Here is a 24,258-nt window from a genome sequence, read left to right on the forward strand (position 1 = left end):
ATTCAGGTGCCCGGAATCACCGATGCTTTTCCAACCAGAAAAAAGAATCGTGGAGAAGCCTGATTTTTCTGTCAACCTCAGATCAAAGACGATCGTCTGCCATAACAAAGGCATTTGTCACTTGCGCCCGTGAGACACCAATGGGGGGCGCCATACCGCGCAAGCAAGGAGTGGAACCATGATAAACAACTCTTCATCCATACGGCGAAAAACACCGGTTTTTGCCATTATTCTTCTGCTGGCACTTTCACTTGGCGGGTGCGTGGCAGGTCCGGGTTCTGCCTGGGGGCCGTACAGTCAGAGCTACGCCTTGCCCACCCTTGGTTTGACGGCAGCAGGGGCAGCCGTCGGATATAATGTAGGGGACAGGGATGATCGCGTTCAAAACGCCGTGATCGGCGGAATCATAGGCGCCATGGCAGGTACGGTGGCGGAACAGGCAATATACGCCAACCAACAGCAAACCGGCTACTACAATCAACCAGTCTACCAGCAACAAACCTATCGGCAGCCTGTGGTTTATCAACAACCTGTCGTTTACCAGCAACCCGTCGTCTACAAACAGCCAAAGCATCATTACAGACAAGACTGTTATAGATCCGGACACCGCGGCAACAGACAGTGCGTCAAGTATAATCGGGACTATCACCACAGGTCACCCAGAAGATCAAACTGGAGTGGCCACCGGAATTATTACCCTTATTAAGCAGCGATTTTCTTAACGCATCCAATGATACGGGGAGGCGTTCCGCCTCCCCTTCTTTTATACCCCAGTGTCAATGAACAATAGAATACTATTTCTTAGAGGGAATTAACTTGCCTTGCTTCCAAAATATATTGCATGTTATTTTTCCCATGAGGAGGGGGAACAGGTGCGATCAATGATCATAGGTGAAGATTTTCCGATTCGAGAACTGGTTTCAGCCATGCTCGAACCCTTTGGCCCCTGCGTAGCCGCGACCTCGTCCAACGAAGCCCTCGACAAATTCAGTGGGGCGCTCTCCAAAAAAGCGCCCTTTGACCTTATTGTTTGCGACCTTTACCCCACCAAGAACGGGCGCACACAAAACATGATGCCCACAATATGCGCCATGCGCACACTTGAAAAACAGGCCCGAATCCCGGCGCATGGAGCGGCCCGCCTGCTTATTCTCGCCGCATTCCGCGCCTCGGAAACAGTCAGGATTCTCGAAGGATTGCAGCCTGCAGTGTTCCTGCGCAAGCCTTTTGATGATAGCGCCCTGTTCCTGACGCTGCATCGCATGGGGTTGATTGAATCTCCGATTGCCCCCGAGCAGGATTCCATGTAACGCCTGCTTGATGCAAAAACAAAAGCATATGGGAAGCAGCCTCCCCGAAGGAGCCGCATAATGCGCGGCATCAATCGCAATATTGGATTTGTGGCAGGAGCCATAGCCCTTCTTGGCTGTGGCTGGCTGCTTGCGTCCTGGTTATTTGGTCCTGTCAGCAAAACGCCCAAGGAACCTCTCCACTTGGAAGAAAACGCCCCAGCGTTACCTGAGATAGCCGAACCCGAAACCAACGCCGCTCCTGAAGTTCCGGCACTCCCACAAAAACAACAGGCTGCGCCACAGGCTTCTTCCAAACAAGGGGCGCTGCCTCCTCCAAAAAACTTGACCAGTCCCGCGGCTGTTATGCAGGACGCCGCAATGCTGCTGGCGGCTGCCTACCAGCCTGGACCTGATGCGGAAAAAGGGAAGATAGCGCTACACCTCAAAGAGGTCATTGCGCGGTATTCTCCGCCAGACTTGCCCCCTAATATGGTCTACGCGGTTTCTCCTGGCATGTTGAAGCTGGGGTACATGCTCCTTGCCAAACGCTTTATGGAACTTGTGCAGCAGCAAGCCGAAGAACAGATTCCTGAGGAGAAACAGCAGGATTTCATGCTAGCCGCTGCGGAATGGGTGGCTACTGCGGCCCAATGTCAGGTCAAAGATGGGATTGCTGCCCAATCCAATCTGGAGGGGGCAATTTCGCAGGAGGACTGTGATTTTGCCCTGCAGTGGATGCGCACCCATCTGGAGCCGGAAAGCTACCCTGGCGTGCAGAATACTGCTGCCCAACTCTTGGCAAGCCTTGCTTCCAGCTTAAAGGAAAAGGCAACTGCCGCTACCATACAAGGCACAAAAACTACAGAGTAGTCCTGCAATTCGTTTACTAGCCCCGATCGCGCTTTTTATGGGACTACGCTCATGTGTTGTTTCCCAGCGCATCTGGTAAGCTCCCCATCAAAACAAACACGCTGGCGGCGTAATACACTTTCGCCAAATAAAAAAAGCACTCACGGTGGCCCATGAGTGCTTTTCTTGTAACGGAAACGTAGTCGAAATCAGCCGGCGTTGATTTCAATGCGGCGTGGCTGCATCTTTTCAGAACGGGGCAAATGCACGTCCAGCACTCCATCGGTCAGGGTTGCTGAGATGCGCTCTCTGTCCACATCGTCTGCAAGTGTAAAACGCTGATGATAGCGGCCTCCGCCAAATTCCACGTGGTTTGCGCGCTCCTTGGTGCCGGAAAAAGGGTCTGCAGGGTAGCCCGTGGAGGCAGATATTTCCAGCTCCTTGTCCTCGACATCAACAATCAGAGTGTCCTTGCTCACACCAGGCATATCCAGAAAAATATGGGTACCGTCCTCAAGCTCTACAATATCGGCCCATGGGCGGTATTGGGGCATGTTTTGGCTTGCTTGTTCAGACATGTCTCTCTCCTTTATTTTTACCTTTGGTGATTATCCAATGGTTATTTTACGTGGTTTGGTCTCGGCAGCTCGAGGCAAGGTCACCGTAAGCAGACCATCCTTGAGATCAGCCTTCACCTTATCGCGATCCACAGGAGAGTTGATGTTGACGAGTCTGTTGAAAGCACCCATGGGGCGCTCCTGACGATAATATTTTCCTTCTAAAGCCTTGCGCTCACCTTTTATGGAGAGGCTGGACTCAGCGAGGGTGATTTCCAGGTCTTCTATGGCCACACCAGGGATTTCACAACGTACGTACAGATTCTCTTCGTCGGAACTGATATTCAAGGGGGGGTAGGAGTTTCTGCCTCCACGGCGGACCGAGGAGGAAAGAGACTCCTCGAGCAGGCTTTCCAGGTTGCGGGGTAAATTGAAAAAAGGACTGAAATCTATGACCATGCTTGTATCCTCCTCCTGATTGTTTTGTCAGGAAAATAAGCATGGAGATGCAATCGTCAAGCGATTTGCAGTATGGAAGTGAAGGGAAAATGCAGCGTTCAAGGATTCTGGTTAAAGCTGAATGCCTCCCGTTGCACGTCCCCAGGATCAATCCCGCAGCTTTGCAGCATACCAAGTATGGCTTGCTGCATTGCAGGAGGGCCGCACACATAGTAGGAAGCGGTCGGGCTTATGTCGAACTCTTGCAGCATTTCTTTGGAAAGATGGCCCAGCCGAATATGCACATTGCCATCGTCTGCTGGGCCGGGCAGTTCTTTCTGCCGGGAAAGAACGTGTATCACCTGAAGATTCAGATCCTTTGTCATTTGGGAGATTTCCTGAACGGCAAAGGCATCGTCCAAAGTCTTGTTCGCCCAAAAAAGCTTGATCTGATTATCTGCTTTTTTGGATCTGAAAGTACGCAACACGCTGAGAAAAGGAGTAATCCCCACACCACCGGCAATCATGACGATATGCTCGTGGTTCTCTATATCTTCACAAAAAGCGCCCAAAGGCTTGGAGCACTGCACAGGCGTGCCTGGCTTAAGCCCCTGAACACTGGCGGTGAAATCACCTACGTTTTTAATAGTAAAACGATAGTTGGGATTAGTGGCGTCACAGGAAATGGTAAACGGGTGCGGCTCACTCCAACCGTCCTGGGTCATTATTCGAATGGAAGCAAACTGCCCTGCCTTATGATGCGCCGCTTCGCCCTCAGGGGGTTCAATAATGACCGAGGTGACATCTTTGCTTTCAGGGATTGTTTTGACTACCCGCCAATTCTTTTTTTCCTCATCATCCGCCATCATATCTCCCGGCAACCAGACCTGCTAGACGTTCATAAAGGCGTCACCCATCTGCTATTCGATCCATTTCCCTTCTGAGTAACGAAATATCTCTGTGATACCGAGACGTTTTGCAACCTTGAACTTCCCATTAAGCGCTTCTTCAGGCGTTGCGCCTGCAGACTGATACGAAAGTTCCTTGTACTTCATCAATCCCACGAAGGGAGTGTGATCATAGGATTTTTCCTTGATCAGCAGGGAGACAGACTTAGGATCCAGCTCAGTATAGCGGGCGATAAATGTGCCGCCTTCATTAACAACCTCAATATTGTCCGGACCATGGACATAGGTTGCATTGAGCTTCTTGACCCAGTATTTCGCAAAATCCTCAAACTGCTTTGCAACCTGAGGAGCATCAGGACGCGTAGGTGTGCTCCCCTCCAAAGGCTGTATGGGTATGCTGCCTATGACAACCGGCTCAGGCTTTTTCTTTGCGGGTTTTGGCTTGGGAACAGCTACAGGTTTTGGCGCAGGTTTCGGCGTCGCGACTGCAGTCTGTTTGGGAGCAGCAGGAGCTTCGGCGGCCTTGGATTCCTGCTTGGGGGCTTCAGGAGCACCAAAACCTACGCTCATGTCGTGGGCAGGTTGCTCTGGCTCCTGTTTTTCAGCTTGTTGCGCAGGCGCAGCCTCAGGGGCCGCGGCTTCGGGAGCCTGGGGAGCCTGAGCTTCCGGAGCAGGCGCAAGAACACCCAACTCTATGTTCTCGGCAGGCGCTTCAGCCTTTTTTTCTTGAGAAACACTTACCCCAAAGGAAGCTGTGACATCAGCTTCCTTTTCATTGGAAACCTGAGGTGTAGGCGGGTAGTTGCGAGATTTTGCAGTTTCGGGAACATCGTAGACCGTAAGAGCAACCTCGCCGGCTGTCATCTTTGCAGCTGGTGGCGGGGGCACTGCAGCCGCCGGCGCCTCTTCTGGGGCAACAACCGGTGCTTCAGCCGCAGTACTTGCTTCCGGCGCAGCAGCAGGTGCTTCTGGAGCCGTAGCATCGCTCTTTTCTTCGGGAGGAGTCACGGGCGCGACTTCAATCTCCGCAATGACTTCCACCGTGGGCACCGTCATGCCCTGCACTATGTTGACGACAGTCTCAATGCCGGCAACATCGGGGATGGCAGGAGCAATCTCTTGCGGCGGCGCAGCAGCAGATTCCGAGGCGTCTTCAGCAACCGGAGCAGTAGGCGCAGAATCAGCAGACGGCGTATCTGCTACTGACGCATCTCCTGCGGCTCCGGGTGCAGTGGCCTGCTCCTGGCTTTGCACAGTTTCTTCAGATCCGGCATCTGATGCCTTTTCTTCTTCGGAAGAAGAACATGCTCCGATAGACGACAGGAGCAGGACAAGGGCCAGCAGATAGATGATTGGGGTCTTATTCATGTGGGCCTTTATAAAGCAAAAAAACCCGGCGATGCAAGGTGCATCGCCGGGAATTTTCAAACTAGTCTTGCAGAAGTTGCAGCTTAGTCACCAACCACGCGGATTTCAACGCGGCGGTTCAGCTTGCGGCCTTCTTCAGTGGAGTTGTCATGCTTGGGACGGAGTTCGCCGTAACCGATGGTCTGCAGCTTACAAGCGCTGTTGGCACCGTGGCCGATCAGCCAGTCGTAGACGGACTGAGCGCGCTTTTCAGACAGACGCTGGTTGTAAGGAATGGAGCCCAAGGAGCAAGTGTGACCTTCGATGAGGTAGCAGCACTCGTTGTCGTTGATGATCTGCACAGCTTCTTCCAGCAGAGGCATCATGTCGTCGCGGATGTTCCACTTGGCGAGGTCAAAGTGGATGGTGCGGAACATAACCATTTCGGCTTCACAAGCAGCGACCAGGTCGTAAGCAAAGCACTTGATGAAGTCGTCGATGGTGGTGCCGTTTTCAAGCATACGGGTACCGTCGTACATGGGGCAGGAGCAATCGCTCAGAGAAGCGATGGCATCCAGAACGGACTGGCCGTAAGCGTCATCAGCAAAGGAGATGACCTGGAAGCAAACGTTGGGGTAGCTGGCGTAGATGGCCTTGGCCTGCTCAACGGGATCGATGCCTTCATTGTGGCGACCGTCGGAAAGCAGAACAATGGCGGTCTTGCCGCTCAGGGTGTCCAGAACAGGACGCAGATCCATGATGCCGTAGCCCATGGGGGTCTTGCGCTGGAAGATGCCGTAGTTGGTGCGGATCTGATCGATACCGGCTTCAACAGCGGCCTGGTCGTAAGGAGCAACAGCAGCCAGCGCGGAGAAAGGAGCAAAGGTGTACACGCCAACATTGTAGCTCAGTGCGGGCAGCTTTTCGTTCAGCGCGTACAGCAGGTTTTTGGACATGGCGATTTTCTTCGAGGCGTAGGTTGCATGACCCATGGCCATGGAACCAGAGTAGTCCTGGAAGAAAATGATGTTGTCCACTTTGGGGATCATTTTCATTTTTTTGGCTTGAGCAGGAGCCGCTACCAGCAGCGCCAGCAGAGCCAAAAGGGCCAGCTTGCCAAAAGTTTTCATCCCAATTCTCATACCAATACACCTCCACATTTTAGTTACCGGAAATTCCCCGGCCTCGGCCGGAAATCCGACCAAATGCCTTTTCCACTTTTGCCCAATGCAATACACTTGAACGGCATATTAACCCTGCTGTGAAGAAAAGTAAAACGAAAATTCTTCAACAATCGGGTTCCGTCGACAAAAAAATCCAGATTCCTCCAGAGCCTGGAGTCTCTCACGACGGTTTTTTCACCTTACACAAAATTAAAAAAAAGTGAACTCTTTTTTAACTTTCCTCCGCAGAAAAATCATGCCACCGCTGAACGCTTGGCCAAAAGGCATTCCGCAAGCGCTTCATCAAGCGCGGGGTGGGCGAACACGAACCCTCGGATGCGCTCTTCGTCCCATGTCCCAGAAACTAGCATGGAAGCAGCAGTGCTCATACCCGAGACCTTGTGCCCAACAGCAACAATGGAAGCCACGCGCCCTTCTTGCCAGTACGCCTTTACAAAACCCTGGGTAGCGCCTGCCGCCTGGGCGATAGGGTTGGCCGCGAGCATGGATTTTGACTGTTCCACTGCCCCCGCTGCTTTGAGCATCTCCAAAGAGGGGCCGGTGCGCATAACCTCATGCGCGCCATATATGCACGAAGGCATGGGGCCCGGACAGTATGGTGTCTTTTCTTTACCGGCCAGAAAACGCGCTGCAAAGCGCCCCTGATGCGCAGCGGCGTGGGCCAGCAGCATTTTGCCGTTGCAATCTCCCACAGCCAGAACACCTGGCGCCGCCTGCAGATTTTCATCGGTACGCACCCAGCCTCTGGGGTCCAGCACCGGCCCCAGGGCCTCTTCCAGATCAAGACCGGCCGTGACAGCTTTACGCCCTACTGCCACCAGCGCCTTTTCGGCCTCCAGGGTGTCACCATCCTCAAAACGCAAAACAGCGCGGCAGTTTTCATTCTGCACAGAAGCAACCTTGCGCCCCAGATGCAGCGCCCACCCTGAGCGCTTCAAAATACGCCCGAGCACCTGGCTGGCCTCTGCATCCTCGGCAGGGGCAACCCGGTCCACAGCTTCCACGAGGGCGACCTTGGTACCGAGCCTGCTCAGAAAATCGCCGCATTCAAGACCGATGGCGCCCGCGCCTATTATAATGATACTTTCGGGCGCTTGCTCCAGATCAAGCAGGGCATTGGAGGAGAGCACCACCTCTTCGTCCGGCTCCATGCCTGGAAAAAAGGCTGGCTGCGAACCGGTGGCCAGAATGACGCCCCTTGAGTCAAGCGTTTCCGCGCCAGCTTCTGTCTGGACCTCCACCTTGTCTGCTTTCACAAGACGGGCGCGCCCTTCCTTGTATTCCACGCCGGCTGCACCAAGTTGCTTGGCTATCGCCTGCCTGGTTCCCTGCAACAGCCTGCGCTTGCGTTCCTGCAATCCCGGCATGTCAAAGGCCTGTGGCACCCTTTCCCAGGATTCCGCAGGAAAGAGTTTGAGCCGGGTCTGGGCCTCTAGCTCGGGTATGGCCGCAGTTGCGCCCAAAAAGAGCTTAGTGGGGATGCACCCGCGGTTAAGACAGGTGCCTCCGAGCTGGGTTTCCTCCACCAGTGCCACTTTCATTCCAAGCCTGGCGGCCTCCAGGGCAGCGGCATGTCCGCCCGGGCCTCCTCCAATGATCAGAGCGTCAAAAGTCATCGGTCAGCACCATATCCCGTGCGGCTTTTGTTTCATCCAGACGGCCGATGGGTGTCGCCACAGGGGCCTCCAGCAACGCCTCGGGATCCTTTGCCGCCTGTTCCAGAATAGCGATCAGGTCCTCCACAAACGTGTCCAGGGTTTCTCTGCTCTCGGTTTCTGTGGGCTCGATCATCAAACATTCCTTGACGATAAGCGGGAAGTATACCGTGGGAGCATGATGTCCTTTGTCCAGAATGGCCTTGGCAATATCCAGGGCGCGCACCCCTTTTTCTGCCTGCTGCACTGCAGAGGCCACAAACTCGTGCATGCAAATACGGTTGTGCGGGATTTCCAAGTGGTCTTCCAGGCGCTTGCGTATGTAGTTTGCGTTGAGCACGGCCATTTCAGAAACGCGGGAAAGCCCCTCGCGCCCCAACCTGAGAATATAGGAGTAGGCTTTCAGCACCACCCCGAAGTTACCGTAGAAAGGCGCCATGTAGCCGATGGATTTCGGGTAGTCGTAATCCAGGAAGAACTGCCCGTCCCGAAGTTTGACCACGCGCGAAATGGGCAGATAGGGTTCAAGACGTTTGCTCACGCCAACAGGCCCGGCGCCCGGACCGCCCCCACCGTGGGGGGTGCCAAAGGTCTTGTGCAGGTTCAGGTGCACCACGTCGAACCCGACGTCGCCCACGCGCATCTTGCCCATAATGGCGTTAAGGTTTGCGCCATCGTAATACAGCAGTGCATCCTTTTCATGCAGCATGTTCACGATGCGCTCCAGGTCCTGCTCGAACAACCCAAGGGTATTGGGGCAGGTCATCATCAGCGCGGCGACCTCGTCGTCAAGCACTTCGGCCAGACAGTCGGGATCGATCATACCGTCCTTGGAGCAGACATTGACGACCTCGAAGCCGCCCAGAGCCGCCGAAGCGGGGTTGGTGCCGTGGGCCGAGTCTGGACAGATGATCTTCGTCTTCTTGTTGCCCTTATCCTTATGATAGGCGGCAATCAGCATTACCCCCGTAAGCTCGCCATGTGCGCCGGCCATAGGGTGCAGTGTAAATGCGCTCATGCCGGTAATCTCGGAGAGGAGCTGCTCCATGTCGTACATCACTTCCAGAGCACCCTGCGTGTAGTGGCCCGCGCCCTTGAGCTGAGCCATGAGCGGGTGCAGGTCCTGAAACCCGGGCATGCCGGCCGCGCGCTCCATGAACTTTGGGTTGTATTTCATGGTGCAGGATCCCAAGGGGTAGAAATTGCCATCCACCCCAAAATTGAGCCGCGAGAGTTCAGTGAAGTGGCGCACCACGTCGAGTTCTGAGAGTTCTGGCAAGCCGGCCCGTTTTTCACGCAGCAGTCCGGCAGGCAAAAATGTATCGGGAGTCTTTTTAGGCGCGTCCGGCAAAGCGCCGACTCTACCGCGCACCGATTTCTGGAATACTGTTTTCACGCTCACAGGATGCCTCCTATCAGTTCGGCCAAAACGCCCACGTCTTCGAAGGAGTGCTTCTCAGTGAAGGCCATGAGCAGTACGTTTTCCATGCCCTTATAATACCCGCCCACGGGAAATCCCGGCACATAGCCGCGTGGCGTAAGCCGGTCCACCACCTCGTAGGCGTTCACAGGCAGTTTTATGGCGAATTCGTTGCCAAAAGGCGCCGTGTTCAACAGCGTAACCCCTGGGAGTTCCTGCAACCGTTCGGCAGCGTAGTGGGCGCGCTCTATGCCGCTGCCGGCTGCGCGCTCCAGTCCTTCCGGCCCCAGCAGACAGAGATGCACCAGTGCGCGCAAGGCGCACAGGGCCTGGTTGGAGCAGATGTTCGAGGTTGCTTTGGAGCGGCGGATGTGCTGTTCACGGGCCTGCAGGGTCAGCACATACCCGGTGCGCCCCTTTTCGCCCAGTTCCGTTGTACGGCCGGCGATACGCCCCGGCATCTGGCGCACCAGTTTTTTGGTGCAGGCCATTATGCCCAGGTAAGGGCCGCCGAAGCTCAGAGGCAAACCAAGGCTCTGCCCTTCCGCCACGGCAATGTCCGCGCCCATCTCGCCAGGAGTTTTGATGACCGCCTGCAGCACCGGGTACACACTTGCCACCGAAATGGCGCCTTTTGCCCTTGCGTGGGCAAACAGCTCTGAAAAATCGGCGACCACGCCGAAAAAGTTTGGATTCTGCACCACAACAGCGGCGCAGGTCTCGTCCACGGCAGCCATCAACGCGTCCATGTCGGAGACACCGTCCTTTTGCGGCACGGTGACCAGTTCAAGCTGCAGATTCGAGGTGTAGGAACTGAGCATGATGCGGTAGATCGGGCTCAGGGCTTCGTCAATGACGAGCTTGGAGCGCCTGGTCTTGCGCAAGGCCATCATCATGGCCTCGAAAAGCGCGGATCCACCGTCATAAACGGAAGCATTGGCGCATTCCATTTCCAGCAGGCGGCACACAGCCGTCTGGTATTCAAACACGGCCTGCAGCGTTCCCTGGGAAGCTTCGGGCTGATACGGCGTGTAGGCGGTGTAGAATTCCCCCCGGGACATCAGCGCGTCCACAGCAGCGGGGATATGGTGATCATAAAAGCCGGCGCCAAGAAAACTGACCAGGTCTACTTTGTTTTTTCCGGCCAGACGTTCGATATGACGCAGCACCTCCAGCTCTGATTTGCCGGAAGGAAGGTCGAAACTTTTGGGCCTCATATGTGCAGGGATATCCTGAAAGAGTTCTTCCAGGCTTTGCACGCCGATGAGGGCGAGCATCTCCTGCACCTGCTCCGGAGTATGCGGCACAAAGGGCATGTATCTGCTCCTTGCTGGCCGCCCCCGCTGCAGAACAGGCCATTCCTGTCCCATAAGACAGGGGCGGTAATGTTCTTCTATGAATGCGACAAAAGGAATTACTGTAAAGAGGGAAACTTAAGCTCAAGCCTTCCCCCTTTACAGACAATTTTCATCTTAGTGGGCTTCGGCTTCCACGACTTCCTTGTACTGGGCGGCCGTGAGCAAACCTTCAGGCTGACCATCGAGAGTCACAACAATCATCCAGCCTTCGCCATACGGATCTTCGTTGACCAGGCCCGGATTGTCTTCAAGCGCCATATTCACGGACTCCACGGAGCCTTTTACAGGGGAATATATTTCACTTGCAGCCTTAACCGACTCCACGGTGCCCATCTCCTGGCCCGGAGTCAGCGCATCGCCTGCAGCGGGTAATTCGACGAAAGTAAGGTCACCCAACTGCTCCTGGGCGAAATGAGTGATGCCGATAACGGCTTTGCCGTCTTCAAGGCGCACCCATTCATGGCTTTTGGAATACAAAAGTTCATCGGGGATCATTCTCTGCTCTCCTTTGCAACAGATGTCGTTAGCATTTTTCCCTGACCTGGGCACCCGCTCATGGATGCAGTCAGGGGCAGAATTTTAGATCATAATAAACAGATAGTTGCACATGCCGGGACAAGACAGCAACGACTCCGGCACTACAAAGCAATACGGCCTCAGGGCGGCCTTGTCAAAAAGGAAACCGACACGACCTGATGCTGTCGCGCCAGTGGATTGGATGCCGAAATCCTCAGGCTTTTTCGAGGTCCAGCCCCAGGGAGCGGACTTCTTCCAGAAGGATGGCCTTACGGATGGGCTTGACGATGAATGAAGTAGCGTCGCCCAGAAAAAATGCGTCATGCACTTCCTGGGAATCATCCAGGCCGGTGATCATAATGACCTTGGCCAGCCTGTCCTGGGTTACACCCAGTTCCTTTTCTATTTCCCGAATCTCACGCAAGGCCTGTTGCCCATCGAGATTGGGCATGAGGATGTCAAGACTTACCAGATCGAAGGGGTCCCCTTCTTTCAATGCAGCCCTGAAGGCCTCCACGCCTTCCTCGCCGTCAACGGCGACTTCACATTCACCATAAGGGCGCAGTATTTTTTGCAACAATTTCCGACTATCAAAGTCGTCATCTACAATCAGGAATCTCATCTACCCTGACCCCTCTGGAACTGCTAGTTTAATACAGATTACCGGGAACGCTTGTAATCATAGCCTTCTCTCAGCACAAACGTCAACGTGTACCTCTGCCTTTTAACAAAAAGGGGCATTGTATATCTCATTGCATGGTTACGCTGTAAAACTATTCATCCGGTATCATATCAAGAAACACGTTGCAAAGCTGCATCCTCCCCCCTTGCCAGAGCAAGGTGGAAAGCGGTACGTGGCCACCAGACCATGTTGCCTTCCAATGGGCATTTTGCATACAACTGCCCGGCATTCAGAAGATCAAGGAGTTCTTGCATGTCTGTTTCACATATATGGCAGGTTGTTAGCCAGCACCTTTGGCTCTCTTTCGACGCCAAACTGGATGGCTGGTCCGGCTGGCCTTTTACCGGGTATGGATATGAGGGCGGCATCTGGCCATCCATTGCCAGGGCAGCATTTCTACTGCTCATTTTAGTCGCCATCTCTCTTTTCTTGCGAAAACTATTCGGCCCTGGCGGAAAATTCAGGGGTGAAGGCTGGGAAACCATCCAGGAAGCCAAAGAACGCGAAGCGCGCGAAAACGCCCTGGGCAAAAAAGATGAAAAAACGGCCGGTGCTGCGCAAGACGGTGGGGACGGCGAAGCGGGCAAAAAATGACAAACACGGCCCCCCTTTGTTGCGAAACCAGCAGTACAAACATGGATGCAGCCGTCAAAAATTTTGAGGCCTTTGCAGCGTGCTTCGCCACAAGCAAAGGCCTGCACCCCATGCTAAAGCTTAAACGCGAGCATACGTTGAAGGTTCTGGACAATGCAGCCCATATTGTTGCAAGCCTGCAGGGGGATGCTGACATTTTGGATCCGCAGGAATCACGGCTGCCCCTATTGGGTGCGCTTTTTCACGATGTGGGGCGTTTTCCCCAATACCAACGCTATGGCACGTTTCGCGACGCCGACTCCACCAACCACGGCATCCTGGGCTCCCAAACCCTTGCCACCCACCCAGAGGGACAACAGATGCTGCAAGGGCTGACGGGGAATGAACGCCGCCTTGTGCGCGGTATGGTGGCCCTGCACAACAAACGCTTTCTTCCCAGCCATATTCCGGAAAAATTACGCAATATGACGCGCATCGTACGCGATGCGGACAAGTTGGACATAATGCGTGTCATGATCGAACATTTTGAAGCCTGCGCTTCTGACCCGGGGGTGACGCTCCATGTTAAAGAGCACCCGACTGAATATACGCAACAGGTATACGACGATGTACTTCATGCAAGACGCGGCGATTACCGCTCTTTACGCTGGACAAACGATTTTAAATTGATGCTGTTGGGGTGGGTGCACGACCTGAATTTTCCTGGCAGCAGACGGTTGTTGCACGAGCGCGGCGTCCTGGATCGACTCTTCGACATGCTGCCGGATATCCCAGCCATGGATGCGCTTGAAGAGTTGCTGCGGGAACGCATACAACGCGATCTTACTCTGGAGTAAGGCAGGGAACGCAGAAAGGACGGACATAGAAACGTTGGAGCGGCAAAGGACTCATCCCTTCAGGAACACCAGATTGCCCATGCCCCGCTCCACCCAGTCACCAGGGGAGAGAAAAATGATCGGCTGGATAGGCGCTTCGCCCGGCCTCAGCGCCATGGGCCAGGAAGGTCCCATGCTCCGTGTTGCAGCAAAGCCACCATACTGAACGCGCAGCGTATCGGCGGTTGCGTCCCGCGAGAACTGTAAGCCCTGCAGCGTTACACTCCAGGCATGCGCGCGTACACTGTCGTCAGACATATCCGCCTCCGCAACAAGTTTTTTTCAATCAAGGGGCGCTCTTTTTTTGAACCAAGTATAAACGAAATACGGATGACAAGACAATGGTATCCTCAAGAGCTGAACAGATCAAACCTTTCTATGTAATGGACGTTCTGGAAAAAGCCCATGCCATGGAGCGGGCAGGCATCGACGTGATCCACCTGGAGGTGGGCGAGCCCGATTTCGACGTTCCTGCTCCGATTCTGGAGGCCATGAACAAGGCCATGCACGCCGGCCATACCCATTACACGCACAGCCTGGGCATCCCCGAACTACGCGAGGCCATTTGCAAACACTACGAGCACCGTTACGGCGTTTCTGTTGGGCCAGAGCGTGTGGTCGTCACCAACGGCACGTCTCCAGCCATGCTGATGCTGTTCATGGCGCTGCTGGAACAGGGAGAAGAAATCATCGTCTCCGACCCCCATTATGCCTGCTACCCCACCTTCATCAGGCTTGCAGGGGGCGAGCCGGTATTTGTCCCCGTTGCCGAAGAAGACGGCTTCCAATACCGGGCAAGCTCCATCAAAAACGCCCTCACCGAAAAAACCAAAGGCGTGTTTATCAATTCGCCAGCCAACCCCACGGGCACGTTGCTTTCGCCAGAGCGCATGCAACGCATTGCAGACTTGGGGCTGCCCGTGATTGCAGATGAGATCTATCACGGTCTTGTCTACGAAGGGCAGGAACACAGCATCCTTGAGTATACGGATAACGCCTTTGTTTTGAACGGTTTTTCCAAGTGCTACGCCATGACGGGAATCCGGCTGGGCTATTGCATAGCGCCGGAAAACTACATGCGCGCGCTGCAAAAGCTCTCACAAAATCTTTTCATTTCTGCCAACTCAGTCGCGCAATGGGGCGGTGTTGCAGCACTGGAGCATTGCGGCGAGCACCTGGAGCACATGCGCATGGTCTACGATGAACGCCGCAAGGCAATGCTTTCCCACCTCAAGCGCATCGGCTTCAGTGTAACCGTAGAGCCCACAGGCGCATTTTACGTCCTGGGCAATGCCAAGACATTTTGTAAAAATCTTGGACTCGACAGCTACGGTCTGGCCTTCGACATTCTGGAGCATGCGGCTGTGGGTGTTACCCCCGGTACGGATTTCGGTCCGGGAGGCGAAGGTTTTATCCGCTTTTCCTACGCCAACTCACTGGAAAACATTGAACGCGCCATGGAGCGCTTGGAACGATATGTCCGGGAGCGCGCGAGCTGACGCCGGGCATAGCCGCCCGGTTTTTCCATGTAACGGGCAATTCACGGGGCGCACTTGCCAATTTCATGCGAGGAAGGCTAGAATAACGCATCGGCGTTGTACCGACGTGGCGTTGCCAATCCAAACCCGTTGCGTCGCAATTGTCCACACACGCCCAGAGCGTCCACCAATGGAGGATAACGGTCATGTTGCGCAAAACCTGCCTGTCGGTCATGGTTGCAGCCATGCTCACACTTGCCTTGGCGCCGGTATGTCTGGCGGAAACGTGGGTCGATATTCCTGGCCGCATCGTTTTTGACGGCGACAATGGAAGCATCACTACCGTGTCGTTTTCAAAATGGCTGACGAACAAGAGCAACTTCGTGCCCACGACGGAAAAATACCACCAGCAAAAAGCCGGGTATTTCAGCTATGGCTCAGACGACAAGACAGTGGTCATGCGGGTTGACGAAGCTGACAAGTTCGAACTTCAGGGCGACAACAATCCTATTCTCATCACCTTCCCGGGCAATAAAGTCAGAGAAGTGCAAGTGAACAACTCGTTCATCTGGGCTATTTCACGCATGAAGGATTTTCATTTCATCGCCAAGGATGATGACACTGGCAGAGACGTTGAATACAATGTGCCTTCCGAATCCATCCGCACGTTGTCTTTTTTTCCGGAAGAATAACTCTTCCATACAGCACCCAACCTTCCCGGCACTATCCGGGGCGGCAGGCCGGCCCTTGCGGCAGGCGCCTCCGCCCCGGTTTTTCATGCCTTTCCAGAACAATGAATAATAACGCATCTTCTTCACCGTTTCTTATTTCCCTTCGCAATGCAGCATTCGCCCTTGGAGGCCATACAGTTCTCTCCGTGGACGCCTTTAGCATCAAGGAAGGTGAGCACTGGGTCATCATGGGCGAAAACGGCGCCGGCAAAAGCACGCTGTTTGGCATTCTGGCTGGAGACATCTGGCCACTTGGCGCCAACACACCCCCCGAACCACGGCTTTATGGTTTCAATGTCACGCCCACGACTGCCCCCCTGAGTGCAAAGGAACGCATTCGCCGTGTTTCCAGCGAAGATCAGGAGCGCTACCAACGCCGCGAATGGCGGATTACAGGCATGGAAGCCGTACTTTCCGGCTTTTTCAACGCGCCCGTACTCTACCAGCAGCGCCCAACAAAATTTCAGGAAGATCAAGCCTGGGCGGCGCTGGACCTTCTCAATGCAAGGCATCTCGCATCGCGGCAGCTTCCCACGCTTTCGCAAGGCGAATTGCGCAGGATTCTGGTGGCACGGGCCCTTGCGCCACTGGCAAGAGCAGATGCGACAACCCCCTCGCTGCTCCTGCTCGATGAAGTTTGCGACGGGCTGGATCCAGAATCCAGAAGCCGCCTGCTGGAAGGCTTGGGGCGCATTGCCTGTGGTCAGGAATCTGAGCGCTATGGCAAGGTGCAACTCGTTCTCGCCACACACAGGCGAGAAGAACTTCCCTCCGGAATGTCCCACGCCGCCATCCTCCAACAGGGGCGCATCATCAGGCAAGGCGACATCTGTGAGGTTCTTACCCCTGATAAAACTCCGGAAAAATGCACGCCTCAGATCACCACGCCCCAAGCACTTGAAAAGGTTCTTCAGGGCTACGCCCCCCCGCACAAGGAAGGAGAAACCATCCTTTCCCTGCGCGACGTTGATATTTATCGTGAGGGGCGCCGCGTACTGACCGACGTCAACTTCACTTTCACCCAGGGGCAGCAGTGGGGGCTCATAGGCTCAAACGGCGCAGGCAAAAGTACATTTCTCGAGCTTATTTCCGGGCTGCTGCACCCCTCCTGTGTGCGACGTCCTGCTGGGGCAATAGACCGCTGTTTTGATCAGGAGCACATGGCCGAACTGCGGACTCGCATAGGCATTGTATCCCCCAGACTGCAGGCCACCTGGCCCTACGACACCACGGTGGAAGAGCTGGTGGTAAGCGGCGTGGATGCCCACATCGGCCCCTATGGTCTGCCCCCTACGGAAGAACAATTGCTCATGGCGCGGCAATGGCTGGAAGCCGTAGAACTGGACGCCCTTGCAGCGCGTGACATTTCACAGCTTTCCAACGGGCAGCGACGTCGCGCCTTTCTGGCCCGCGCCATGCTAGCCGGAAACGGCCGCGGTCCTGCTCTGCTTTTGTTGGATGAGCCTTGTTCAGGGCTGGATACAGGCTCCAGACAGAGTTTTCTGGCCATGATGGACGCCTTGGCCGCTGCCGGCGTTCCCCTTTTGCTGGCGACCCACCATAAAGATGAATTGATCCCCGGCATTACACATCTGCTCAGACTGCAGGAAGGCAATATACTCTTCTCCGGCCCCCGAGAGCAGGACACAGGTGATAGCGCATGATCAGAAGCGCTCCTGAATTGTTGCCGGGGCAGCCTTTTTCCGGACTGGTGCAGGTGGCTGGCGTCCATGATCTGGCTGAAGCACGCATGCTGGCCCAATGTGGTGTCCACGCCCTTGGCATTCCCTTGCGCTTGCCCGTCAACACACCGGATATGAGCGAGGGCGAGGCCGCAGCACTCATTGCCGCACTTCCTCAGGGGATCACCCCCGTGTTGATTACCTATGAGACCGACCCTGACGCGCTTTTGGCCTTCATGAAATTTCTGGGCGTCTCCCATGTGCAACTGCACGCTACCCAGGGAGCGCTCCAGGACGCTGCATTGCTGACAAAATTACGACGCATTGCACCGCACATTTTCATCATCAAGAGTCTTGTCATCCGCGGCCATGCAAGCATGAGCGCGTTGGAGGATGTCGTGCAGCGTTGTGCGCCATTTGCTGACGCATTCATAACCGACACCTTCGACCCTGCTACAGGCGCGAGCGGCGCTACGGGCAAAATGCATGACTGGGCGCTCAGCCGACGCCTGGTGGCGATTTCGCCCCGCCCTGTAATTCTGGCTGGCGGGCTGCATCCTGGCAATGTGGGGGGTGCTATCAAGGCCGTGCAGCCTGCCGGTGTGGATGCCCATACCGGTCTGGAAGGCACCGACGGGCGCAAGGACAAAAAGCTCGTGCAGGATTTTGTGCAGGAGGCTGAGCAGGCGTTTGCCGCAAAGTGAAACACTACGGCTGACGCGAAAAATTGTTGTCAACCTGGATTCCCGCCTACGCAGGAATGACATAGTGGCGGGGGCAGAGCTTTCTCACATGCCTGCCGCTTCCCTGCGCCCTCAAATATAACGGGGACTGCCTGCCCTCTTCTGCGGATGCAGCAGCAATGCACTGTCATCACCGAGAAATCGGGGATCCAGAAGACGTCGTTCCGCCTGTGTGAAAAATACCCGAAATGAACTGCAAGCTGTAAAAATGGATTCCCGCCTGCGCGGGAATGACATGGTGCCGGGGGCAAGACTCTCTCACATGCCTGCCGCTTCCCTGCGCCCTCAAATATAACGGGGACTGCCTGCCCTCTTCTGCGGATGCAGCAGCAATGCACTGTCATCCCCGAGAAATCGGGGATCCAGAAGACGTCGTTCCGCCTGTGCGAAAAATACCCGAAATGAACTGCAAGCTGTAAAAATGGATTCCCGCCTGCGCGGGAATGACATGGTGCCGGGGGCAAGACTCTCTCACCTGCCTGCCCGCTTCCCTGCCCCCTCTAGTATAACGCGGGCAATCCGCCCTCTTCTGCGGGTGCAACAGCAACGCACTGTCATCCCCGAGAAATCGGGGATCCAGAAGACGTCGTTCCGCCTGTGTGAAAAATACCCGAAATGAACTGCAAGCTGTAAAAATGGATTCCCGCCTGCGCGGGAATGACATGGTGCCGGGGGCAAGACTCTCTCACATGCCTGCCGCTTCCCTGCGCCCTCAAATATAACGGGGACTGCCTGCCCTCTTCTGCGGATGCAGCAGCAATGCACTGTCATCCCCGAGAAATCGGGGATCCAGAAGACGTCGTTCCGCCTGTGCGAAAAATACCCGAAATGAACTGCAAGCTGTAAAAATGGATTCCCGCCTGCGCGGGAATGACATGGTGCCGGGGGCAGAGCTTTCTCACATGCCTGCCGCTTCCCTGCGCCCTCAAATATAACGGGGACTGCCTGCCCTCTTCTGCGGATGCAGCAGCAATGCACTGTCATCCCCGAGAAATCGGGGATCCAGAAGACGTTGTCCTGCTTGTGCGCAAAATACCAGCAATCAACTGCAAGCCGTTAATCTGGATTCCCGCCTGCGCGGGAAGGACATGGTGACGGGGGCAAGACTCTCTACCTGCCTGCCCGCTTCCCTGCCCCTCTAGTATAACGCGGGCAATCCGCCCTCTTCTGCGGGTGCAACAACAACGCACTGTCATCCCCGAGAAATCGGGGATCCAGAAGACGTTGTCCTGCTTGTGCGCACAACACCAGCAATCAACTGCAAGCCGTTAATCTGGATTCCCGCCTGCGCGGGAAGGACATGGTGACGGGGGCAGAACTCTCTCACCTGCCTGCCCGCTTCCCTGCCCCCTCAAGGGTAACGGGGACAGCTTGGCCTCTTCTGCGAGTGTAGCAGTAACGTATTGTCATCCCCGAGAAATCGGGGATCCAGAAGACGTTGTTCTGCTTGTGCGCAAAATACCAGCAATCAACTGCAAGCTGTAAAAATGGATTTCCGCCTGCGCGGGAATGACATGGTGCCGGGGGCAGAACTCTCTTACCTGCCTGCCCGCTTCCCTGCCCCCTCTAGTATAACGCGGGCAATCCGCCCTATTCTGCGGGGGCAACAGCAACGCACTGTCATCCCCGAGAAATCGGGGATCCAGAAGACGTTGTTCTGCTTGTGCGCAAAACACCAGCAATCAACTGCAAGCCGTCAACCTGGATTCCCGACTACGCGAGAATGACAAGCCGCTTTGCATAGCGCATACGATATACGCCTGTTGCACGTTTTGGAGTCAAAAACAGAAGAACGAAAAAGGCGTTACAAGGCGTCTTCGTTGCAGATACCTTTTTCAAGGAGACATGCCGTGGCGTGTTGCATGGCTTCTTCGGCCAGGGCGTCCATGACCGGTCCGTGGTCGTGCCCTGCCAAGTGAGTCATGCCATGGGCAAGCAGCCACAAGGTGTGGCGGCAAAGAGGCTGACCGTAAAGAAAGGCCTCGCGGCGCACGGTTTGCGGCGCCAGAGCGAGTTCACCCAAGATGGTGGGGAAAACGGCGTCCTCGTCTCCGTCTACGTCATCCACCGTTTCCCTATCAAAAAATTCATTTTCAAGGGAAGCTTCTTCCCCCTCCCACGCAGTTTCATCCACCGTAGGCATGGCTGGAAAGCTCAGCACGTTCGTAGGGCCATGACATCCAAGAAAATCCTCATTGAGTGCAGCCATAGCGGCATCAGAAACCAATGCCAGCTCAAGATCGTATTCCGGGAACCCGAGAGTTTCCAGCATGCAGGAAAGAGCAAGCCGCAACTCGCCCCTGGAAAGCGGAAGAAGGTGCGACATGCCGCGTGATGCGCGTACAGTAATCATTGCAGCGGTTCTCTGAGAGGAGGGAGGTCCTCATCCCCCGAATCCCTGCGTGATTCTCGCGCAGGCTCGGGCGGGCCGATTTCAGGCGCGCGTTGCTCGGCTTCCTCCTCCGGAGTACCCGGCGTTGGCGGCGTGGGTACACTGGGCGGCTTGGCTTGCTTGCCCTGCCGCTGCTGCGAGGGGTATTCGATTCGCTGGTGGAAGATTCCCGTAAGAATCCGGTGGAAGGCATCCCCCAAGAGATGCAGATCCTTAAGGGTCAACTGAGATTCATCCAATTGCCCTTCAGTGAAAATCTTGCGGGTGATGCTCTGAATATGCCCTTTGATGCGGCTGGGCGTGGGGTCGATAAGGGTACGGCTCGAGGCTTCTATGGCGTCCGCCAGCATCAATATGCCGGCTTCCTTTGTCTGCGGATTGGGGCCGGGATAACGGTAATCTTCTTCTCTCACCGTTTCTGCACCGCGACTCTTGGCCTGCTCCAGTGCCTTGTTATGGAAAAAAGCTATGAGCGAGGTTCCATGATGCTGCTGCAGCAGGTCGGTAATCTCTGGCCCCAGCTTGTGTTGCTCCGCCAGTTCGATTCCCTTTTTCACATGGGCGGTCAGGATAAGCGCGCTCATGGAAGGTGAAAGCTTGTCGTGGGGATTTTTCTTGCCGTATTGGTTTTCTATGAAGTAAGTGGGATTCTTAATTTTTCCAATATCATGATACAGGGCAGCCACTTTGCATAGCAGCGGATTTGCGCCAATGGCGCGAGCCCCTGCTTCAGACATGTTGGCCACAATCAAAGAGTGATGATACGTGCCAGGGACCGAAACCATCAGCTCCTGCAGCAACGGTTGCTCCAGGTTCATCAGCTCCATGAGGCGAAAGCGCGAGGTATAGCCGAAGACCATCTCCACGATGGGGCTCAGGGCAAAGACCACCAGCAGGCTCAAGAGGCCATTGACAATGACCATGAGGGCCTCTGCCCCCATACTGGTATACCCATGAAATTGCAGAAAATTGACGGCCAGCCAAACAAGCATCAATCCGCCGATAAGGGGGAGTACGCTTTTGAAGACCTCCAGACGCGTCTCGGAGCGCTTTATCAGCACCATTTGCAGCATGCTGCCCAGGAAGAAAAACAAAAACACATTCAAATCCGCACCGATCATCTGACACGTAAGAAAGCTGATGAGCAGATAGGAAAAAATGCATAAGCGGGGGGAGAGAAAAAGGGCCAGAAGCCCTGCCGCCCCGGCAATGGGATAGGAAAAGGGAAACATATCCGGGGTGACATAGATGATCTTGTCCGCCACCACGGTATCGATGGCCGAAAGCAACCTGGCCGTGCTGGCAAAAATGAGCACCAGCGTCCCCACCAGCAACGCATCCCGGTTGGCCAGGGGTTTGAACAACTGGCCCGTAGGGCGCAATGTCAGTCCCACCGTAAAAAGAATACCCAGCAACAATATACCAAGCGAGCCGAACCAGTCGAAGCTGCCTTGCTCCTTGTTGGAAAGAGCCTGCAATTTCAGATGGGTCTGGGCGTCCACACGCTGCCCTGCACGCACCACCATCTCACCGCGCTTGATATTGTAATAGACAGGGTCCACTGATTCCATGGCCTGGATGCGGCGTTGGCTTGTCGCCTCACTGTTCAGGGCCAGGCTGGGTTCCAGCATGGGCACCAGAAATTCCAAAAGAGATTTGCGCGTGCGCCAGGACAGGTTCAAATCATCATGCAGAAACTCTTCGAGGCGGCGTTCCAGAGCCGGCATGTCAGGAATCTGATAGATGTCCACACGCAGGGTTTCATTTGAAGGCGGTGGCGCCTCCCCAACCGCAGCCTTTTGCGGGTTGTTCTTGTCACTGGGTGGTGTCTGCCCTGTTTCGCGAACAATGATCCCTCTGTCAAAGCGTTGCAGAAGTCGGGCATCCAATACCACCCCTTGGCGTAAATGTTCTTCCAGCCAGGGAATGATGCGGATAAAGACAAGATTCTGAATCTCTGAATTACGAAGAATATTCAGTGTTGGGCGGGAGATGTCAGCGTTCAGGTATTCGGCTACGTCCCAACGCAGCTGATCCAGTTGGCTCATGCGGGCCTTGTCCAGCATGCTGAAGACTCTGCTTGCCATGCGTTCGATCCGGGAGCCCTTGCCGAGCACCAAGTCGAAAATGGGGGGCTGATTGCGGGCGGCTTCCTCCCGCTTAGCTTCAGTGGATGCGCGCTCCTCCACCAAAAGATCCCGGGTAGCCGTCACATCCTGGGTGGCAACCTGGCCAACATCAAAGACCCTGACTGCAGGCTCCAGCCGCAACCCAGCCAGAAAACTCAGCAGAACAAGCACCGCCAAGAGAAAAATGGTGCCGCCACGAGTCCGCCGCGAAAAAGGCTGCACGCCGAGAACACGCCAAGAGCGCCCCCCGGCTGCGCCGCGATAGCCGCCTTTGGACTTTGCGGTCGTGCTTTTAGATGTCTTCTGGGTTTTGCTCATACGCCTGCACAATCCGCTGTACCAGAGGGTGGCGGATCACGTCCTGGTCATGGAAATGGACAAAGGCTATGCCCTCCACTCCCGAAAGAATGCGCTCAGCCTGAACAAGGCCGGAACGCTGTTCCGGCATCTGCCGGGGCCCCTGCCCCCTGTACGGGCGCACGGGCAAATCTATTTGCGTCACATCACCTGTGATAACAGCCTTGGAACCAAATCCCAACCGGGTAAGCAACATCTTCATTTGCTCCGGTGTGGTGTTCTGGGCTTCGTCCATGATGATGAAGGCTTCATTCAGCGTGCGCCCCCGCATGTATGCCAGGGGAGCTATCTCGATAACGCCTGTATCCCGCAATTCCTGCACCTTGCGCATGTCCATCATCTCGTGCAGCGCATCATACATCGGGCGCAGATACGGCGATACCTTTTCCTCCAGATCTCCAGGCAAAAAACCCAGATGCTCCCCGGCTTCCACTGCAGGGCGCACCAGCACAATGCGCTTTACTTGTTTCGAAAGGAGACAGGACAAGGCCATGGCTACGGCCAGATACGTTTTACCCGTACCGGCGGGACCGATGCCAAAGGTCATATCATTGCTGCGCATTGCCTCTACGTACTCTCGCTGGCTCAGGGTCTTTGGGCAGATTGTCCTGCGCGGCGAGGTGACAAAGACGGCGTCTTCAAAAAAGTGTCTGAGTTGGGTGCCGGGACGACGGGAAAGCGTGTTCAGGGCTTGTACGACATCACCTTTATATATGGGGTGGCCATCTTTAATGATGCCGTAAAGCTGCACCAGCAGATTCGCCACGAGCTGCACGCGATCTTCGTCATCGCTACGCAGCGTGAGCACCGCCCCGCGGGTTTGTATATCCACCCCGCTTTTTTCAGAAACCAAAGCAAGATGAATATTGTCCGGCCCAAAAAGATCTCGCGCCAGCATGGCGTCATCAAACTCCAGGCTGCGCTCATATGTTGCGAGCTTTACCATAAACCTTCCATCGTTTCAGAAGCGGCCTGCCTCTGGCTCGTGCGAACTGTAATACAGATAAAAGCTATGTCAAAGCATTGAGAGACAATGAAATAAACCGAAAATCCGCCCTGGAAAGACTACGA

23 protein-coding genes are annotated in these 24,258 nt (G+C 55.1%); 9 read left to right on the plus strand and 14 right to left on the minus strand.

Annotated elements, in window-relative coordinates:
• Positions 1-178: 178 nt before the first annotated feature.
• The 3 genes from ACZ5EH_RS21165 to ACZ5EH_RS21175 all read left to right on the plus strand — a co-directional run bounded on the left by ACZ5EH_RS21165 (position 179) and on the right by ACZ5EH_RS21175 (position 2,162).
• The gene (locus ACZ5EH_RS21165) at positions 179-706 is read left to right on the plus strand and encodes a glycine zipper family protein (RefSeq protein ID WP_464275842.1); all 528 of its coding nucleotides are present in this window, start codon (positions 179-181) and stop codon (positions 704-706) included.
• A gap of 166 nt (positions 707-872) precedes the next feature.
• Positions 873-1,310, plus strand: a complete 438-nt coding sequence (locus ACZ5EH_RS21170) for a hypothetical protein (protein ID WP_464275843.1) — start codon at positions 873-875, stop codon at positions 1,308-1,310.
• Positions 1,311-1,370: 60 nt separating this feature from the next.
• On the plus strand, positions 1,371-2,162 hold the full coding sequence (locus ACZ5EH_RS21175) for a hypothetical protein (RefSeq protein ID WP_464275844.1): 792 nt from the start codon (positions 1,371-1,373) through the stop codon (positions 2,160-2,162).
• A gap of 188 nt (positions 2,163-2,350) precedes the next feature.
• Here ACZ5EH_RS21175 and ACZ5EH_RS21180 read toward each other — a convergent pair whose 3' ends face one another.
• The 10 genes from ACZ5EH_RS21180 to ACZ5EH_RS21225 form a co-directional block, all read right to left on the minus strand.
• Positions 2,351-2,719 (minus strand): Hsp20/alpha crystallin family protein, encoded by a 369-nt coding sequence (locus tag ACZ5EH_RS21180; RefSeq protein ID WP_464275845.1) that lies wholly within the window; start codon positions 2,717-2,719, stop codon positions 2,351-2,353.
• A 30-nt stretch (positions 2,720-2,749) separates the two neighbouring features.
• Positions 2,750-3,157: an Hsp20/alpha crystallin family protein gene (locus tag ACZ5EH_RS21185; RefSeq protein ID WP_464275846.1), complete on the minus strand. Its 408-nt coding sequence runs from the start codon at positions 3,155-3,157 to the stop codon at positions 2,750-2,752.
• Between the two features lie 98 nt (positions 3,158-3,255).
• Positions 3,256-4,005 (minus strand): FAD/NAD-binding family oxidoreductase, encoded by a 750-nt coding sequence (locus ACZ5EH_RS21190; protein ID WP_464275847.1) that lies wholly within the window; start codon positions 4,003-4,005, stop codon positions 3,256-3,258.
• 51 nt (positions 4,006-4,056) lie between these two features.
• Entirely contained in the window at positions 4,057-5,412 is a 1,356-nt protein-coding gene (locus ACZ5EH_RS21195; RefSeq protein WP_464275848.1) for a hypothetical protein, read from the minus strand.
• Positions 5,413-5,495: 83 nt separating this feature from the next.
• Positions 5,496-6,521, minus strand: a complete 1,026-nt coding sequence (locus ACZ5EH_RS21200) for an OmpA family protein (RefSeq protein ID WP_464275849.1) — start codon at positions 6,519-6,521, stop codon at positions 5,496-5,498.
• Between the two features lie 287 nt (positions 6,522-6,808).
• Positions 6,809-8,191 (minus strand): dihydrolipoyl dehydrogenase family protein, encoded by a 1,383-nt coding sequence (locus ACZ5EH_RS21205; protein ID WP_464275850.1) that lies wholly within the window; start codon positions 8,189-8,191, stop codon positions 6,809-6,811.
• Positions 8,181-9,626 (minus strand): aminomethyl-transferring glycine dehydrogenase subunit GcvPB, encoded by a 1,446-nt coding sequence (gene gcvPB, locus ACZ5EH_RS21210; protein WP_464278341.1) that lies wholly within the window; start codon positions 9,624-9,626, stop codon positions 8,181-8,183. Before gcvPB ends, ACZ5EH_RS21205 begins: the two co-directional genes overlap by 11 nt.
• 2 nt (positions 9,627-9,628) lie before the next feature.
• Positions 9,629-10,966 (minus strand): aminomethyl-transferring glycine dehydrogenase subunit GcvPA, encoded by a 1,338-nt coding sequence (gene gcvPA, locus ACZ5EH_RS21215; protein ID WP_464275851.1) that lies wholly within the window; start codon positions 10,964-10,966, stop codon positions 9,629-9,631.
• Between the two features lie 156 nt (positions 10,967-11,122).
• Entirely contained in the window at positions 11,123-11,503 is a 381-nt protein-coding gene (gene gcvH, locus ACZ5EH_RS21220) for a glycine cleavage system protein GcvH (RefSeq protein ID WP_464275852.1), read from the minus strand.
• Between the two features lie 235 nt (positions 11,504-11,738).
• On the minus strand, positions 11,739-12,146 hold the full coding sequence (locus ACZ5EH_RS21225) for a response regulator (RefSeq protein WP_464275853.1): 408 nt from the start codon (positions 12,144-12,146) through the stop codon (positions 11,739-11,741).
• 312 nt (positions 12,147-12,458) lie between these two features.
• On the opposite strand from ACZ5EH_RS21225, the gene ACZ5EH_RS21230 reads away from it, so the two are divergent.
• Positions 12,459-12,800, plus strand: a complete 342-nt coding sequence (locus tag ACZ5EH_RS21230; protein WP_464275854.1) for a hypothetical protein — start codon at positions 12,459-12,461, stop codon at positions 12,798-12,800.
• Positions 12,801-12,841: 41 nt separating this feature from the next.
• A complete protein-coding gene (locus ACZ5EH_RS21235; protein WP_464275855.1) occupies positions 12,842-13,636 on the plus strand; it encodes an HD domain-containing protein in 795 nt (264 codons plus the stop codon).
• Between the two features lie 51 nt (positions 13,637-13,687).
• Here ACZ5EH_RS21235 and ACZ5EH_RS21240 read toward each other — a convergent pair whose 3' ends face one another.
• Positions 13,688-13,933 (minus strand): hypothetical protein, encoded by a 246-nt coding sequence (locus ACZ5EH_RS21240; protein WP_464275856.1) that lies wholly within the window; start codon positions 13,931-13,933, stop codon positions 13,688-13,690.
• Between the two features lie 83 nt (positions 13,934-14,016).
• On the opposite strand from ACZ5EH_RS21240, the gene ACZ5EH_RS21245 reads away from it, so the two are divergent.
• From ACZ5EH_RS21245 to ACZ5EH_RS21260, 4 genes are all read left to right on the plus strand, one after another.
• Positions 14,017-15,174 carry a pyridoxal phosphate-dependent aminotransferase gene (locus tag ACZ5EH_RS21245; protein ID WP_464275857.1) on the plus strand — a complete coding sequence of 386 codons (1,158 nt, stop codon included), beginning with the start codon at positions 14,017-14,019 and terminating at the stop codon, positions 15,172-15,174.
• A gap of 185 nt (positions 15,175-15,359) precedes the next feature.
• Positions 15,360-15,845 (plus strand): hypothetical protein, encoded by a 486-nt coding sequence (locus tag ACZ5EH_RS21250; RefSeq protein WP_464275858.1) that lies wholly within the window; start codon positions 15,360-15,362, stop codon positions 15,843-15,845.
• 101 nt (positions 15,846-15,946) lie between these two features.
• Complete coding sequence (locus ACZ5EH_RS21255; protein WP_464275859.1) at positions 15,947-17,548, plus strand: ATP-binding cassette domain-containing protein; 1,602 nt, start codon at positions 15,947-15,949, stop codon at positions 17,546-17,548.
• A complete protein-coding gene (locus tag ACZ5EH_RS21260) occupies positions 17,545-18,270 on the plus strand; it encodes a phosphoribosylanthranilate isomerase (RefSeq protein ID WP_464275860.1) in 726 nt (241 codons plus the stop codon). The genes ACZ5EH_RS21255 and ACZ5EH_RS21260 overlap by 4 nt, the downstream gene beginning before the upstream one ends.
• Positions 18,271-20,113: 1,843 nt before the next feature.
• On the opposite strand, the gene ybeY is transcribed toward ACZ5EH_RS21260, so the two are convergent.
• From ybeY to ACZ5EH_RS21275, 3 genes are read right to left on the minus strand one after another with little or no spacing between them, the layout of a single operon-like run.
• On the minus strand, positions 20,114-20,662 hold the full coding sequence (gene ybeY, locus ACZ5EH_RS21265) for an rRNA maturation RNase YbeY (protein ID WP_464275861.1): 549 nt from the start codon (positions 20,660-20,662) through the stop codon (positions 20,114-20,116).
• Complete coding sequence (locus ACZ5EH_RS21270) at positions 20,659-23,148, minus strand: HD family phosphohydrolase (protein ID WP_464275862.1); 2,490 nt, start codon at positions 23,146-23,148, stop codon at positions 20,659-20,661. Before ACZ5EH_RS21270 ends, ybeY begins: the two co-directional genes overlap by 4 nt.
• Positions 23,123-24,133, minus strand: coding sequence for a PhoH family protein (locus tag ACZ5EH_RS21275; protein ID WP_464275863.1), 1,011 nt, complete (start codon positions 24,131-24,133; stop codon positions 23,123-23,125). Before ACZ5EH_RS21275 ends, ACZ5EH_RS21270 begins: the two co-directional genes overlap by 26 nt.
• Positions 24,134-24,258 lie beyond the last annotated feature (125 nt).

This window comes from Desulfovibrio biadhensis (genome assembly GCF_055388615.1).